12 protein-coding genes are annotated in these 15,042 nt (G+C 66.9%); 1 reads left to right on the plus strand and 11 read right to left on the minus strand.

Annotation, left to right across the window (positions count from 1 at the left end; translation table 11 throughout):
- Positions 1-23: 23 nt before the first annotated feature.
- The 9 genes from bioD to U5760_RS27655 all read right to left on the minus strand — a co-directional run bounded on the left by bioD (position 24) and on the right by U5760_RS27655 (position 10,412).
- Positions 24-752 carry a dethiobiotin synthase gene (bioD, locus tag U5760_RS27615; RefSeq protein ID WP_322015480.1) on the minus strand — a complete coding sequence of 243 codons (729 nt, stop codon included), beginning with the start codon at positions 750-752 and terminating at the stop codon, positions 24-26.
- Entirely contained in the window at positions 749-1,945 is a 1,197-nt protein-coding gene (gene bioF, locus U5760_RS27620) for an 8-amino-7-oxononanoate synthase (RefSeq protein WP_322015481.1), read from the minus strand. The genes bioD and bioF overlap by 4 nt, the downstream gene beginning before the upstream one ends.
- The gene (bioA, locus tag U5760_RS27625) at positions 1,945-3,300 is read right to left on the minus strand and encodes an adenosylmethionine--8-amino-7-oxononanoate transaminase (RefSeq protein WP_322015482.1); all 1,356 of its coding nucleotides are present in this window, start codon (positions 3,298-3,300) and stop codon (positions 1,945-1,947) included. Before bioA ends, bioF begins: the two co-directional genes overlap by 1 nt.
- Positions 3,301-3,710: 410 nt before the next feature.
- Entirely contained in the window at positions 3,711-5,090 is a 1,380-nt protein-coding gene (locus U5760_RS27630) for a dienelactone hydrolase family protein (protein ID WP_415914189.1), read from the minus strand.
- 426 nt (positions 5,091-5,516) lie between these two features.
- Positions 5,517-5,969 carry a YchJ family protein gene (locus tag U5760_RS27635; protein ID WP_322015483.1) on the minus strand — a complete coding sequence of 151 codons (453 nt, stop codon included), beginning with the start codon at positions 5,967-5,969 and terminating at the stop codon, positions 5,517-5,519.
- A 27-nt stretch (positions 5,970-5,996) separates the two neighbouring features.
- Positions 5,997-6,674 (minus strand): SDR family oxidoreductase, encoded by a 678-nt coding sequence (locus U5760_RS27640; protein WP_322015484.1) that lies wholly within the window; start codon positions 6,672-6,674, stop codon positions 5,997-5,999.
- A 114-nt stretch (positions 6,675-6,788) separates the two neighbouring features.
- Positions 6,789-7,982 carry an acetyl-CoA C-acetyltransferase gene (locus U5760_RS27645; protein WP_322015485.1) on the minus strand — a complete coding sequence of 398 codons (1,194 nt, stop codon included), beginning with the start codon at positions 7,980-7,982 and terminating at the stop codon, positions 6,789-6,791.
- A 166-nt stretch (positions 7,983-8,148) separates the two neighbouring features.
- Positions 8,149-9,960, minus strand: coding sequence for a bifunctional isocitrate dehydrogenase kinase/phosphatase (gene aceK, locus U5760_RS27650; protein WP_322015486.1), 1,812 nt, complete (start codon positions 9,958-9,960; stop codon positions 8,149-8,151).
- A gap of 11 nt (positions 9,961-9,971) precedes the next feature.
- Entirely contained in the window at positions 9,972-10,412 is a 441-nt protein-coding gene (locus U5760_RS27655; RefSeq protein ID WP_322015487.1) for a MerR family DNA-binding transcriptional regulator, read from the minus strand.
- Positions 10,413-10,628: 216 nt separating this feature from the next.
- Between U5760_RS27655 and U5760_RS27660 the strand changes: the two genes are divergently transcribed.
- A complete protein-coding gene (locus U5760_RS27660) occupies positions 10,629-11,702 on the plus strand; it encodes an MBL fold metallo-hydrolase (RefSeq protein ID WP_322015488.1) in 1,074 nt (357 codons plus the stop codon).
- A gap of 78 nt (positions 11,703-11,780) precedes the next feature.
- Here the strand turns inward: U5760_RS27660 and lolA are convergent, their stop codons facing one another.
- Both lolA and U5760_RS27670 read right to left on the minus strand, forming a co-directional pair.
- Positions 11,781-12,506, minus strand: a complete 726-nt coding sequence (lolA, locus tag U5760_RS27665; protein WP_322015489.1) for an outer membrane lipoprotein chaperone LolA — start codon at positions 12,504-12,506, stop codon at positions 11,781-11,783.
- Positions 12,507-12,541: 35 nt separating this feature from the next.
- Complete coding sequence (locus U5760_RS27670) at positions 12,542-14,863, minus strand: DNA translocase FtsK (RefSeq protein WP_322015490.1); 2,322 nt, start codon at positions 14,861-14,863, stop codon at positions 12,542-12,544.
- Between the last annotated feature and the right edge of the window lie 179 nt (positions 14,864-15,042).

A 15,042-nucleotide genomic window follows, 5' to 3' on the forward strand; every position in this document is an offset into this window, starting at 1 on the left:
CTATCAGGAGTTCGAAGCAGTTATCAACGGGAGGCCGGCGCGACCCTGGCGGCGCCGAGCCGCGCGAGCAGCGTTTCGATGTTCAGGTGTTCTGCCGCGTCGTCGGCACTGCCGCCGCGCAGATGCGGCACGACGCCGATGAGCGGCGCACCGTACTGGGCAGCGAGGCGCTCGCGCAACGCGTCGATGTTCTCTTCGGGGAAAGTCATGGCGGGGTCGATGCGGTTCGCGACCCAGCCCGCGAGCGCGAGACCGCGCGCCGCGATGGCTTCCGCGGTGAGCAGCGCATGGCTGATGCAGCCGAGGCGCATACCGACCACGAGCACCACCGGCAAGCCGAGCGCCACGGCAAGATCGGCCGTGTCGTGCTGGGCCGTGAGCGGCACGCGAAAGCCACCCACACCCTCCACCACCACCGCATCGGCACGCTCGCACGCCTGCCGGTGGCAATCGACGATACGCTGCATGTCGAGCGTCACGCCTTCGAGCGCGGCGGCGATATGCGGCGCGGCGGGCTCCTTGAGCAGGAAAGGCGTGCGCATGTCGGGCGGCAGCAGCACGCTCGCGGCAGCGTCGAGCTGATCGGCATCCTCGTTGTGCCACACGCCGTCGCGCTCGTACGCGCCGGCGGCGACGGGTTTGAGCGCCGTCGCGCGTAGGCCCGCATGCGTGAGGCCGCGCAGCAGCGCCGCGCTCACGAAGGTCTTGCCGATCTCCGTGTCGGTCCCGGTGACGAAAAGCGAGAGGGTCATCGTGCGCCCTCCAGCGCTTCGCGACTCGCGCGTTGCAGCGAGTCGTCGAGCCGATCGAGATCCGCCTGCGAATGCGCGGCCGAAAGCGAAATGCGCAGGCGCGACGTGCCCTCGGGCACCGTCGGCGGCCGGATCGCGGGCACCCACAGGCCGTCGCGCTCGAGCACGGCCTGGAGTGCGAGCGTCGCGTCGTTCGCGCCCACGACGAGCGGCTGCACGGCAGTCTGCGAATCGACGGGCATCCAGCAGGTTTCCTTGAGCATCGTCCGCGTGCGCGCGATCAACTGACGCAGATGCGCGCGCCGCGCATCGCCTTCGTCGCCCGCGATCAGGCGCAGGCTAGCGGAGACCGCGTGCGCGACCGCCGGCGCCGAAGCCGTCGTGAAGATATAGGGCCGCGCGCGCTGCACGAGCCACTCGATCACCGTGGCGTGCGCGGCAACGAAGGCCCCCGCCACGCCCGCCGCCTTGCCGAGCGTGCCGACCATCACCAGATACGGCGAGCGCAGCGCGGCCTCGGCCACGGCGCCGCGCCCTTGCGGCCCCAGCACGCCGAAGCCGTGCGCGTCGTCGACGATGAGCCACGCGTGATGCTGCCCGGCGAGTTCGACGAGACGCGCAAGCGGCGCCACGTCGCCGTCCATGCTGAACACGGTGTCGGTGACGATCGCCTTCGGACCCGGGCCCGAGGCCTCGAGCATCGCGCTCAGGGCGTCCATGTCGGCATGCGGATAGATCTGCACGTCCGCGCGCGAGAGCCGCGCACCGTCGATCAGCGAGGCGTGGTTCAGCGCGTCGCAGAAGAGCGTCGTGCCACGTCCGGCGAGCGCGGTCACCACGGCCAGGTTCGCCATGTAGCCGGTGCTGAAGTACAGCGCCCGCGCGTTATCGACGAAACCGCCTGTGAATTCTGCGAGATCGTCTTCGAGCTGCGCGTGCGCGCGCGAATGGCCGCCCAGCAGATGCGAGCCGCCGCTGCCCGCGCCATAGCGCTGCGCCCCTTCCGCCAGCGCGGCGGCGAGCTGCGGATGCGCGGCAAGGCCCAGATAGTCGTTGCTCGCGAAACCGATCGTTTCGCGCCCGTCCACCAGCATGTGCGCGTTGCACGGCGTATCGATGGTGCGTCGCAGGCGGCGCAAGCCGCGGGCGTCCAGTTCGCGCAAACCTTGTTCGAGAGTATCGATGAGCTGCATCAGCAATCCTCCGCGACGGTGGCCTCGAAAGTCTCGCGCGTGCGCGCGGCGAGAAGCGCCTGGGTCGACGCATCGAGAATGTACGGCGGCATGACGTACACCGTCGTGCCGATGGGGCGCAGCAGCAGCTCGCGAGACAGCGCGTGCTCGAAGAAGCGGCGCGAGAACGTGGCCGCGCGCGCCGGGTCTTCGATCGCAGCGTCGAAGGCGAGTATCGTGCCGCACTGGCGCAGGTTGCGCACGAGCGGGTGCGATGCGAGCGGCTCGAACGCCTCGCGCAGTTGCGCCGACTTGCGCGCGTTCGCGGCGATCACGTCGCCTTCTTCGATCAGATCGAGCGTAGCCAGCGCGGCACGACACGCGAGCGGGTTGCCCGTGTACGAATGCGAGTGCAAAAAGCCGCGCGTGGTGTCGTCGTCGTAGAACGCTTCGAAGATCGCGTCGCTCGACAGCACGATCGAAAGCGGCAGGTAGCCGCCGCTGATGCCTTTCGAAAGCGTCAGCAGATCGGGCCAGATGCCGGCCTGCTCGCAAGCGAAGAACGTGCCGGTGCGCCCGCATCCCACCGCGATTTCGTCGGCGATCAGATGCACGCGGTAACGGTCGCACAGCGCGCGCAATCCCTTGAGATACGCCGGATCGTGCATCGCCATGCCTGCCGCGCACTGCACGAGCGGCTCGACGATCAGCGCCGCGATGTGTTCGCCGCGCGCCTGAAAAAGCCGCTCGACGTCGGCGAGCGCGCGCTGCGCCACATCGGCCGCGGTTTCCCCGGCCTGCGCCTGGCGCGCGTCGGGCGAAGCGACCACGTGGGCATGATGCAGCAGCGGATCGTAAGCATCCCTGAAGAGCTTCACATCCGTCACGCCGAGCGCGCCGATCGTCTCGCCATGATAGCTGTTGGCGAGGCAAACGAACTCGCGCTTGTTGCTTTCGCCGTGATTGCGCCAGGCGTGAAAGCTCATTTTCAGCGCGATCTCGACGGCCGAGGCGCCATCGGATGCGAAAAACGCGTGGCCGAGCGCATTGCCCGTGCGTGCCGAGAGCCGCTCGGCGAGTTCCACGGCAGGCTCGTGCGTGCAGCCCGCAAGCATGACGTGCTCGAGCGTGTCGAGCTGCGCCTTGAGCGCGGCGTTGATCGACGGATTCGCGTGACCGAACAGATTGACCCACCAGGAGCTGATGGCGTCCAGATAGCGGCGCCCGTCACGGTCGTACAGCCACGGGCCTTCGCCGCGCGCGACCGCGATGAGCGGCAGACGCTCGTGATGCTTCATCTGGGTACACGGATGCCACACGGCGCGCAGACTGCGCTCGATCCAGCGATCGGTGGCGAGATTGGATTGCGGATTCAAGTACGACTCCCGATACGACAGCGGGACCGAGATTAGCGCGAACGCCTGCGCAATGCACTACCCCTGGAATGGCGCCGCGAGGCCCGTGGGCGCGACGTTTGGCGCGGTTGCGGACAGCACGGAACCGATCGTCCGCAAAGACCCGAAATGAGCGTAGTTAGCGACGAAAAAGTAAACCGCGCTTGTGCAAAAAATCTGTGGAGAGGCGGCGAGAAATCGGGGTGCGTTGCGTCGTGCGCTAGCGAAATAGGGCGAAAACGCAGATGAAATGGACAAACGGGGGCGTGTGCTACGCGCGCGACAGGCTTAAAGCAGCGCGCAAAGAACGCGCACTGCGTAGCCAGACGAAATCGAAGGGAGACGATACGGCAGCGGGTAACACGCGCCACCGCGAGGGCAGGAGGAAAACCTTACCGGCTCGCGAGTGCGTGACCGTTGTTCTCGACGGCCTCGGCGACGGCCGGCACCACGCCGGCGCTCGCGTCGTTCTGCGCCGTGACGGCGGCGTTGTTGGACCAGACCACGGTGCTGTTCACGGCGTACAGGTGGCAGGCATCGCTGCTGTGCTTCTCGCAGTTGGCGATCGCCACGGCCATCGGGTTGTCGCCGCCCTCGGCCCACGACCACGCGCCCGAATCGGAAACGGCGAACGCGCGGCTCGGATACTGCTTCAGGAAGTTGCGGTAGCCGTCACGGCCGGCCTGATCGACGTAAGGCACGGCGCCCACCGAGTCGACGGTGGCGTAACCGGTGCCGCTCGGCGCGGCGGGTGCGGCCACGCGATACTGCACGCTCGTGGGCATGCCCTCGTGAGCGAGGAACGCTTCCACCTTCGGCCACCAGACCTGTACGCCGTCTCGATCGCCCACGAGGCGGTGCGCGTCGTTCTTGTACGAACCGAAATCCACGAGCTTCGCGCTCACCGGGCCTGCCGCGTCGGCGGTGCCCTCGGCATTGTGGTAAGCCGCGAACATCTTCGTGACGAGGTCCGGCGTCCACACCGAATCGTTGTCGCCGTAGAGCCAGAGCGACGGCACGCGGGCCTTGCCGCCGTAGCCGCCGAAGGCCTGGGTCAAATTGTCCTGCCAGCCCGTGCAGGCGTCCTGACGCAGGCCGCCCGAGAAGTTGATGAGTGCGCGCACGCCCTTCGCGGCTTGCGTGCCGTAGGCGATGGTCGCGAGACCGCCATGCGAGGTGCCGGCCACGGCGATATGGTTCGCATCGACATACGGTTGCTTCGCCATGTAGTCGATGGTCGCGGCGACATCGGCGGCCTGGCCGAGGCCGTTGCTCGCCACGTCGCAGCCGTCCTGCTCGTAGGTGCCGCCCGAGCCCGCGAAACCGCGGCGGTTCGGCGCGACGACCACGTAGCCGCGGCGGACGAACTCGCGCGCGAACGACACCGGATCGCTGCGCGACTGGTAGCGCGGGTCGCCGGGAATCTTGCCGTGATTGAACACGATCATCGGGAACGGGCCGGGGCCGTCCGGACGATAGATCGTGGTTTCGAGGGTGACGGAGCCGTCGGCGTCCACCGGAACGTGGATCACCTGCTCGTTGAGGTCGGCACGCACGGCGGGCAGCCAGGCGTCGTCGAGTGCGAGCGGGGAGGCATTGGCGCCGCCAAGCGGGCCGGCGGCGGGCGACGCGATATGAGGGGTAGAGACCTGCGCGGCAGCCGGGATAACGGCCGGCGCGGCGCTATCGGCAGCGGGTGCGGCGTGAGCGACCGAAAGCAGACACATCGTGCCGGCCAACGCCCAACCGCCAGAAAGCAACCTGTACGCCATTCGCAAACCCGCCTGCGAGAAACCTGCCTGAATCCGTCTTACTCCGGCCAGCCTGTTTCCCGGCACAACGAGAGCCCTTGCGCGTGTCGCGAAGACATGCGCCGGTGAGGCCCGTCACGGGGAAAGCCGATCGGAACACCGCTGTGGCATCGCTCGGGAGCTTGCCACTGGTGTCCGCTTTCGCGGGAGTCCGCTCGAGCCGGACACCGTGATTGCATCGTCGCACGACAAAATATTGTTGCGCAATTCAGGGCTTACCCGGCATAACGCGTGCCAGCGAGGCACAGGCCCTGCGCGGCGGGCGGTACGCCGCTTTCGGGTCGGTGCGGCCCCGAAAAAGCGTCGCACCCACCCCACAGCGAGTCAAAATAACATCGAAAAATTAATTACTTATGTAAGAAACAGCGATGCGATCGAGACCCGCGCTCACGCGTCTGCGATATCGCCGTCCACGTAGCGCCAGCGGCCGTCCGCACCGCGCGTGAAGCGGCTGGTTTCGTGCAGCCGCGAGGCGCGTCCGCCCGTCTTGTAGCGCGCGACGAATTCCACGATCGCGTGAGTGGCGTCGGCCTGTTCATGGCGTTTTACCGCGAGGCCCAGCCAGCGCGGGGCGACCGCGTCGGTCCGGTCGGCATCGAGGTCGGGGGGGCAGGTTTCCTGGGCCCAGGTCGCGCGCAGGTACTGCGTCTCGCCGAGCACGTAGGCCGTGTAGCGCGAGCGCATGAGTTCGAGCGCTGTCGCAGGCACCTCGCCCGCATCGAGGAAACGGCCGCAACAGGCGGCATAGCGCGGCGGTTTCGCGCCCGCCTTGAGATCGGGCGCGGCGCCGCCGCAGGGACAATCGGCGGGCCTTGCGGCGCGCGCAGTATCGACATTCATTTTGCTGCGTTCATTTTTCGTGAGGGCTCACCAGTCGAGTTCGGTGCCGTCGTACTGGAAAAAACGGCCGTTGAATACGTCGCGCGCGGCCGCGGCTTCCGCGACCACCTCGCGCATGCCGGTCACGCTGTGCGCCGCGTCGATCGCCGCGTGCGCGCCGCCCATGTCGGTACGCACCCAGCCAGGATGCAGCGCGATGCAGGTGGCGCGGCGCGTTTGCAGCGAGGTGATCTTCAACACGTCGTTGAGCGCCGCCTTGCTGGCGCGATAGAGCCAGCCCGTCGTGCCCGTAGTCTGCGAGATGCTGCCCATGCGGCTCGACAACACGGCGAGCACACCGTTGGCCGCATCGACGAGCGGCAGCAGAATGGGGATCAGCTGCATCGGGCCGCGTACGTTACTGTTCATCACGAGTTCGAAGTCTTCGGCCGTGACGGTTTCGACACCCTCGGTGCGCGGGCCATAGACGCCGGCCACGATCAGGGCGACATCGAGCCTCTCGCCGTCGAGCTTCCAGCCGAGCGCCGCAATCTCTTCGGGCCGCGCGATGTCGAGCTGAAACGGCTGTGCGCCGAGCTCGCGCAATCCGTCGAGACCCTCGCTGCCGCGCGCGGTGGCGAGCACGCGCCAGCCCGCCTTCGCATATTGGCGCGCGAACTCGCGGCCAATGCCGCGCGACGCGCCCACGATCAACACTGTTTTCATGGGGACACCCTGGCTTTATCGTGAAGCGCGGCGCCATCGTGCCGCCGCGCACGGTGCCGCGCCGCCTCCCTGCGGCGCGCAGCACCTCGCACTAGCGTACCGCAGTCGCGCGGATTACAGCAGTTCGATGCCCATCGCCGTCGCTTCGCCGCCGCCGATGCACAGGCTCGCGACGCCGCGCTTGCCGCCGCGCGCACGCAGCGCGCCGATCAGCGTCACGAGAATGCGCGCGCCCGACGCGCCGATGGGATGCCCCAGCGCGCACGCGCCGCCATTCACGTTGACCTTCTCGTGCGGCAGATCGTGCTCCTTCATCGCGGCCATCGTGACCACGGCGAACGCTTCGTTGATCTCGTAGAGATCGACGTCCTCGGCGCGCCAGCCGGTTTTCTCGTAGAGCTTCGCGATCGCGCCCACCGGCGCCGTCGTGAATTTCGCCGGCTCCTGCGCGAAGGTCGTATGCCCCATCACGCGCGCGAGCGGCGTCACGCCCAGGCGTTTTGCCGTCGATGCGCGCATCATCACGAGCGCGGCCGCGCCATCCGAGATCGACGACGAATTGGCCGCCGTCACCGTGCCCGTCTTGCTGAACGCAGGCTTGAGCGTGGGAATCTTGTCGAGGTTGGCCTTGAACGGCTGCTCGTCGCGCGCGATGAGCGTCTCGCCCGCGCGCGAAGCCACCTTCACCGGGGCGATTTCCCACGCGAACGAACCGTCTTCGTTGGCCTGCTTCGCACGCTTGAGCGACTCGATGGCGAACGCGTCCTGGCGCTCGCGCGTGAAGTCGTATTCGCCCGCGCACTCTTCGGCGAAGGTGCCCATCAGGCGGCCCTTGTCGTAGGCGTCTTCGAGGCCGTCGAGGAACATGTGGTCGAGCACCTGGCCGTGGCCCATGCGCAAGCCGGCGCGTGCCTTCGGCAGCAGGTACGGCGCATTCGACATGCTCTCCATGCCGCCCGCCACGACCACCTCTGCGGAGCCCGCAAGCAGCATGTCGTTCGCGAACATCGCCGCACGCATGCCCGAGCCGCACATCTTGTTCACGGTGGTCGCGCCCGCCGCGAGCGGCAGTCCTGCGCCGAGCGCGGCCTGGCGCGCCGGCGCCTGGCCCTGCCCCGCGGGCAGCACGCAGCCCATCACCACTTCCTCGATCTGCCCGGGCTTCAGGCCCGCGCGCTCGACGGCCGCCGCAATCGCGGCGGCGCCGAGCTGCGGCGCCGTGAGCGATGCGAAATCGCCCTGAAAACCCGCCATCGGCGTGCGCGCCGCCGAGACGATGACGATGGGATCCTGGTTTGTCTCACTCATGTTTCAGCTCCTTGATGACATCTGCGATATGACATCTGCGATGACGACCGGTGGGCCGCCAGGACTCGCCGCGCCAGTCGCGACGACGTCGTTGTCCGCCTCATGGGCGCGCTGCGCGGCGACGCCCGCCACTCAGCGTCGCTCCGTTTGCCCATTGCGCGCCCCATCAGGCCGCCCGCGCCGCCGCGGGCGACGCCTCGCTCGCGTAGCGCTCCGGATAGCGCGCGCAAAAGCGCAGCGACGCATCGTAGGGAAAGCAATCCGGCACCTCGCCCGCCAGCAGGCGCGCCTTGCTCGCCTGCCAGAGCGCCGGGTCGAAGAAGTCGGGGTGATATTCGAGGAAATAACGGCGCACGCGCGGGTCGCCCAGCAAAAACGTGCCGTAGGTCTCCGGGAAAATATCGCGCGGCCCGACGGGATACCACGGCTCGCCCGATAGTTCGTCCTCCTCATTACGTGGCGGCGGCACGGCGCGCACGTTGCAGTCGGTGAGGTACTCGATCTCGTCGTAGTCGTAGAACACCACGCGGCCGTGACGCGTCACGCCGAAGTTCTTGTACAGCATGTCGCCGGGGAAGATGTTCGCGCGCATCAGGTCCTTCACCGCATTGCCGTACTCGCGGATGCCGTGCGCGACGTCTTCGTCGCTGCCGTTCTGCAGCCAGAGATTGAGCGGCACCATGCGGCGCTCGATGTACAGATGACGCAGCACGAGATTGTCGCCCTCGTACTCGATGACCGAAGGCGCGAGCGTTTCCAGCTCGCGCACGAGCGCCTCGTCGAGGCGCGCGATGGGCAGCGCGACGCTCGAATATTCGAGCGTGTCGGCGAGCCGCCCCAGGCGATCGTGGCGCTTCACGAGCTGGTACTTCGCCTCCACCTGTTCGCGCGTAGTTTCCTTCGGCACGGGGAAGCTGTCCTTGATGACCTTGAACACATACGGAAACGAGGGCAGCGTAAAGACGATCATCACCATGCCGCGGATGCCGGGCGCAACGATGAACGGGTCCGACGAATGCGAGAGGTGGTGCAGCAGATCGCGGTAGAACAGGTTCTTGCCCTGCTTCTGCAGGCCGAGCGACGTGTAGATCTCGCCGCGCGACTTGCGCGGCATGACGGTGCGCAGGAACTCGACATAAGCGGACGGCACTTCCATGTCCACCAGAAAATACGAGTGCGAGAAGCTGAACAGGATGAGCAACTGCTCGGGGCGCAGCAGCACGGTATCGAGCGCGAGGCGGCCGCTGCCGTCCGCGACATGGCGGATCGGCACGACGAACGGCACGAGCAGGTCGCCGTTGATGATGCGACCGACGACGTAGGCCGACTGGTTGCGAAAGAACAGCGACGAGAGCACGTGGATCTGGAAGTTCGCCTTCGGCTCCACTTCGCCAAACGTGTCGAGCATCGCCTGCATCACGCAGCCCACGTCGCGCGTGAGGTCCTCGAACGGCGTCTCGAGCTGGAAGTTCGTGACGATGCGCTCGAGCGTCGCGGCGAGCCCGTCCTTGCCCGGGTAGTACGCGCGGTAGGTGGGCTTGGCCGCGGGCTCGTCGTTCTCGATGTATTCCGTCGAGATGGCGGGCCGCACGAAGATGAAATCGTTGTTGAAGTAGGAGCGGTGCAGGATCTTGCAGCACACCGAATTGAAGAAGGTCTCCGCGCACTCGGGTTGCCGGTGTGTCGTCAGGAGACCGATGTAGTGCAGCTTGATCTGCTGCCAGACCTCGTCGTCGATGCTTTCCGCGTCGTACTCGTCTTCGAGCGTCACCACGCATTCTTCGACGCGCTCGTCATAGGACGTGATGCGCTCGCGCGCGAGCCGCTGCAGGCCGCGCCAGTCCGCCGCTTCGAAAAGGCCCTTCGCCTGCACCGCCGCCGCGCTGAAATTGCGGTAGTGACGGTTGAAGCCCTCGAGCATCGTCTGCGCGACATCGAAGCCTATCTGCGAGGAGAGCAGTTTCGGGAAATGTTTCATCGCGGCCGCGCCTACTTCTTCGCGCCCTCCACGGCTGTCTCCTCGGCGGCCGTTTCCGCCGGGGCGGCCGGGCTCGCCCTCAGCAGCAGTTCGCGCGCCTGGCTCTCGTACTGCGCGAGGTCTTCGAGCGTAGCGTCAAGGTCGGCGCGCTGGCGCTCCAGGATCTCGCGATGGCGTACCACCGTGTCGAGAAACGCCTGCAACTGCGGCAGCGTGTCGGTCGGCGATTCGTACAGGTCGAGCAGCGTGCGAATTTCGGAGAGCGTGAAGCCCAGCCGCTTGCCGCGCAGCGTCAGCCGCAGCCGCGTGCGATCGCGCCCCGAAAACACGCGCTTGAGTCCGCCCGCGCCCTCCCGGCTCGGCGCGAGCAGGCCCTGGTCTTCATAGAAGCGGATCGCGCGCGGCGTCACGTCGAATTCGCGGGCGAGTTCGGTAATCGTGTACTGGATCATGGTGTGCAATGGGCGGCGGGCCTTGGGGGCGCCAGCGCCCCCCTCGGGCGACGTTGGGCCGCGTTGATCGATACAATGGACGTTTACGTTATCGTCAACCTGACGCTTGCGCAACCGGGTCCGCCCCATACCGGCCTGCAGAATTGACGCAATGCAGCGACAATGTCGGGGAGCCGGCGGCAGCCAGCCCGGCCACGACAGGAGAAGACACCCACAATGAACGCCCTCGAACACCAGCTCGCTTACCCCTACGCCGACACTCTGCCGGAGCCCGGCCACGCCTTCGACGTTGCGCCCGGCGTCAAATGGCTGCGCATGCCGCTGCCGTTCGCGCTCGATCACATCAACCTGTGGCTGCTGCGCGACGAGATCGACGGCCAGCCCGGCTGGACCGTGGTGGACTGCGGCATCGCCAACGACACGATCAAGGCGCACTGGGAGCAGGTGTTCGATACCGTGCTGGAAGGGCTGCCGGTGCTGCGCGTGCTCGTCACGCACTGCCACCCCGACCATATCGGCCTTGCGCACTGGATCTGCGCGGGCGGCGACAAACAGCGCTGGGACGTGCGCCTGTGGGCCACGCTCGGCGAATACACGAGCGCACGCGTGATGTCCTCGGGCGACGGCTCGAACGCGGGCGGCGAAGGCGCGGCGCGCCACTTCGGCCGTCACGGCCTCACGGACCCGGAATCGCTCGACAAGCTGCGCAACCGCCACGGCTACTACACGCACCTCGTGCCGGCACTGCCCGCGCAATATCGCCGCCTGCGCGAAGCCGACACAGTGAAGATCGGCGGGCGCGACTGGCGCGTCGTGACGGGCTACGGCCACTCGCCGGAGCACTGCGCCCTCCTCTGCGAAGAAACGCATGTGCTGATTTCCGGCGACATGGTACTGCCGCGCATCTCGACCAACGTCTCGGTGTTCGAAATCGAACCGGAGGGCAACCCGCTCGGCCTGTACCTCGAATCGCTCGGCCGCTACGAGACGATGCCCGAAGACACGCTCGTGCTGCCCTCGCACGGCAAGCCGTTTCGCGGCGTGCGCACGCGCATCGCGCAACTGCGCGAGCACCACGACGCGCGCCTCGCGGAAGTCGTCGAGGCCTGTACGAAGGCCCCGCAGAGCGCGGCCGACATCGTGCCGCTGATGTTCAAGCGCCAGCTCGACATCCACCAGATGACCTTCGCCCTGGGCGAGGCGCTGGCGCACCTGCACCTCCTGTGGCTTGCGGGCAAGCTCAAGCGCGCGACCGGCACGGACGGCGTGATCCGCTTTACCGCGACGTAAGCGCCTGAAGTACTTCGAAGACCAAAAAGCAAACGGGCGGCCCGTATCGAGCCGCCCGTTTTTTTGTGGTCCGCAGCCTCAGTCGGCGCCGCCCGTCACGAGATCGGCGCCTGCCGGCCTCACGAATCTGAACGTCGAAGCCGGCAGCGAGGGATTCGTCTGAATGTTCGAGAACGTGAGCAGCGTCACGTTGCCGAACACGTCGTGCAGTTCCATCGCTTCGAGGTTGCCGTCGCGAAAGCCGATGCCCACGCTCTGGAACTGCGTGTCCTTCGACTTCGGAATCAGTTCGAGCCAGTCTATGCCGTTCTTCACGCCCGCGTCGCGCAGCGTGAAGTTCTTCTCGAGGTCGTTGCTGCCGAAGAGGATCGCCGCCGGGCTCGCGCCGAGCGCGCCGCCGAGCTTGCGCTCCGTGACCTGGTTCAGGTCCTTGTCATAGACGTAAAGATTGTCGCCGTCGGCCTGCAACAGCTGCTGATAGGGCTTCTCGTATTGCCAGATGAACTTGCCGGGCCGCGCGAACACGAAGGTGCCGCTCGAGGTCTTCGAAGTCGACATGGCCGAGGCAATCGCATCGCTCGCATTCTTCGCGCCCGAAGGCACCTTCAGCTCGCGCTGCACGAAGTCGCCGCGCGCGGAATGCACCTGCGCGACGAACTGCTTGAGCTGGTCGGTGCCGCTCGCGAACGCCTGCGAAACCATCAGCACCGAAGCGCCGAGCGCCACGACGCAGGCGCGCGCCGCGCGCGCACCCCGTTGAGCGAATGGGGCAAACCGACCGTGTTGTCCTGCGAAAAACTGCATCTAGGGGTTCTCCAGGAGAAAAAATGAGCGCGGCTTCAATCCGCGTCGCGCGACGGCGCGAGAATCTCGCGGTTGCCGTTCGACGACATCGCGGAAACGAGCCCCGACTGCTCCATCTGTTCGAGCAGCCGCGCCGCCCGGTTGTAGCCGATGCGCAGGTGCCGCTGCACGAGCGAGATCGACGCGCGACGGTTCTTGATGACCACTTCGACCGCCTGGTCGTATAGGGGATCGGACTCGTCGCCGGTGCCGCTGGTTCCCGCGCCGGCCGAGCCCTCGTCGCCCTCGCCCGCCGTGCCGCCTTCGAGAATGCCTTCGATATAGTTCGGCTCGCCCTGCTCCTTGAGCTTTTCGACCACGCGGTGCACTTCGTCGTCGGCCACGAACGCGCCGTGCACGCGCACGGGCAGGCCGCTGCCCGGCGGCAGGTAGAGCATGTCGCCCATGCCGAGCAGCGATTCGGCGCCCATCTGGTCGAGAATCGTGCGCGAATCGATCTTGGACGAGACCTGGAACGCCATCCGGGTCGGCACGTTCGCCTTGATGAGGCCCGTAATGACGTCGACCGAAGGACGCTGCGTGGCGAGGATCAGGTGAATGCCGGCCGCACGCGCCTTCTGGGCGATGCGCGCGATGAGTTCTTCCACCTTCTTGCCCACCACCATCATGAGGTCGGCCAGTTCGTCGATCACCACGACGATATGCGGCAGCTTCTGGCACGGCTCCGGATCGTCCGGCGTGAGGCTGAACGGATTCGGAATCTTCTCCTCGCGCTTGTTCGCTTCCTCGATCTTGTTGTTGTAGCCCGCGAGATTGCGCACGCCGAGCTTGCTCATGAGCTTGTAGCGCCGCTCCATTTCGGCGACGGTCCAGTTCAGCGCGTTGCCGGCCTGGCGCATATCGGTCACCACGGGGCACAGCAGATGCGGAATGCCCTCGTAGACGCTCATTTCGAGCATCTTCGGGTCGATCAGGATCATGCGGACCTGTTCGGCGCTCGCCTTGTAGAGAAGCGAGAGGATCATCGCGTTGATCCCCACCGACTTGCCCGAGCCGGTCGTGCCGGCCACGAGCAGGTGAGGCATCTTGCCGAGGTCGGCGCAGACCGGCTTGCCGCTGATGTCCTTGCCGAGGCCCATGGTGAGCGCCGAAGGCGCGTCGGCATAAACGGCCGAGCCGAGAATTTCCGACAGGCGCACGGTCTGGCGGCGCTGGTTCGGCAATTCGAGCGCCATGAAATTTTTGCCCGGGATCGTTTCCACCACGCGGATCGAGACGAGCGAGAGCGAGCGCGCCAGATCCTTCGCGAGGTTGACGATCTGGCTGCCCTTCACGCCGGTGGCCGGCTCGATTTCGTAGCGCGTGACGACGGGGCCCGGATACGCGGCCACCACGGCCACATCGACGCCGAAATCCTTGAGCTTCTTCTCGATGAGGCGCGAGGTGAACTCGAGCGTGTCGTCGGAGATCGTTTCCTGGGTCGTGGGCGCCGGGTCGAGCAGCGCAATGGGGGGCAGCGTGGAATCGCCCGGCAGGTCGGTAAAGAGCGGCACCTGGCGCTCCTTCTCCACGCGCTCCGAGCGCTGCGGCGTGACCACGGGCGGCACGATCGTGACCGGCTCGTGTTCCTCGATCTTCACGCGGCCGCGCTCCACCTTGCCTTCGCGCTTGACCGCGGCGGCCTCGCCCAGCTTGCGGTCGCGGCCCTCTTCGCGGCGCAGCTTGGCGAGCGTCACGGCGTTGATGAGGCCCTCGCCCACCTTTTCGGCCACGGAAAGCCAGGAAAAGCGGAAATAGAGCGACAGGCCGATCGCAAGCGCGAGCAACAGCGCGAGCGTGCCGCCCGTGAAGCCGAGCGCGTGCGAGACGCCGCGCGCCACAGCCTCGCCCACCACGCCGCCCGGCGCGCGCGGCAGCTGCACCTTGAGCGACCACATGCGCAGCGCCTCGATGCCGTCGCAGGCGAGCAGGACGAGCACGAACGCGAAACCCTCGGCGATCCAGCCGTGGTCGCGCGGCTTGTCTTCGGCCTCTTCGTCGATCGCCTCGTGGCGCGTGATGCGCCGGTAGTTCGCCGAAATGCTGCGCGCGAGCAGCACGACCCACCAGTAGGCCGAAAGGCCGAACAGCAGCAGCAGAATGTCCGAAGTCCACGCCCCGACGCGGCCCGCCCAGTTGGCGATGTGATCGACCTGGGCGGCGTGGGTCCAGCTCGGGTCGTGGCGGCTATAGCTGATGAGCGCCATCAGCAGGAATACGCCCAGCGCCACCTGCAGCAGCCAGCGGATTTCGGTGAAAAGGCGCGACATGCGGTGAGGCAATGCCTGCGCCTGCGCGGAATAGGTAGCTTTGGCCATTGAATCCTGGTGCTGATCCTTGATGCATACGCGGTCCGCGCGCTGGCGCGGCCGCCGTCGTCCGATCCGGCCTATTGTAAACGCGTTGTTTCGGCCCCGGCTGTAAATGACGGTAACCGGCAACAGTGGCGCCCCGGCGGCGCGCCGATAGCCCGGGCGCCTCTACCCGGGCTATCGGC

The sequence above is a fragment of the Paraburkholderia sp. J12 genome (genome assembly GCF_905220215.1).
In the GTDB taxonomy this organism is placed as follows: Bacteria; Pseudomonadota; Gammaproteobacteria; order Burkholderiales; family Burkholderiaceae; genus Paraburkholderia.

Coding starts and splice junctions, on each gene's coding strand:
- bioD (WP_322015480.1), bottom strand. CDS start 752: ATGACCCTCTCGCTTTTCGTCACCGGGACCGACACGGAGATCGGCAAG.
- bioF (WP_322015481.1), bottom strand. CDS start 1,945: ATGCAGCTCATCGATACTCTCGAACAAGGTTTGCGCGAACTGGACGCC.
- U5760_RS27630 (WP_415914189.1), bottom strand. CDS start 5,090: ATGGCGTACAGGTTGCTTTCTGGCGGTTGGGCGTTGGCCGGCACGATG.
- U5760_RS27635 (WP_322015483.1), bottom strand. CDS start 5,969: ATGAATGTCGATACTGCGCGCGCCGCAAGGCCCGCCGATTGTCCCTGC.
- U5760_RS27640 (WP_322015484.1), bottom strand. CDS start 6,674: ATGAAAACAGTGTTGATCGTGGGCGCGTCGCGCGGCATTGGCCGCGAG.
- U5760_RS27645 (WP_322015485.1), bottom strand. CDS start 7,982: ATGAGTGAGACAAACCAGGATCCCATCGTCATCGTCTCGGCGGCGCGC.
- aceK (WP_322015486.1), bottom strand. CDS start 9,960: ATGAAACATTTCCCGAAACTGCTCTCCTCGCAGATAGGCTTCGATGTC.
- U5760_RS27655 (WP_322015487.1), bottom strand. CDS start 10,412: ATGATCCAGTACACGATTACCGAACTCGCCCGCGAATTCGACGTGACG.
- U5760_RS27660 (WP_322015488.1), top strand. CDS start 10,629: ATGAACGCCCTCGAACACCAGCTCGCTTACCCCTACGCCGACACTCTG.
- lolA (WP_322015489.1), bottom strand. CDS start 12,506: ATGCAGTTTTTCGCAGGACAACACGGTCGGTTTGCCCCATTCGCTCAA.
- U5760_RS27670 (WP_322015490.1), bottom strand. CDS start 14,863: ATGGCCAAAGCTACCTATTCCGCGCAGGCGCAGGCATTGCCTCACCGC.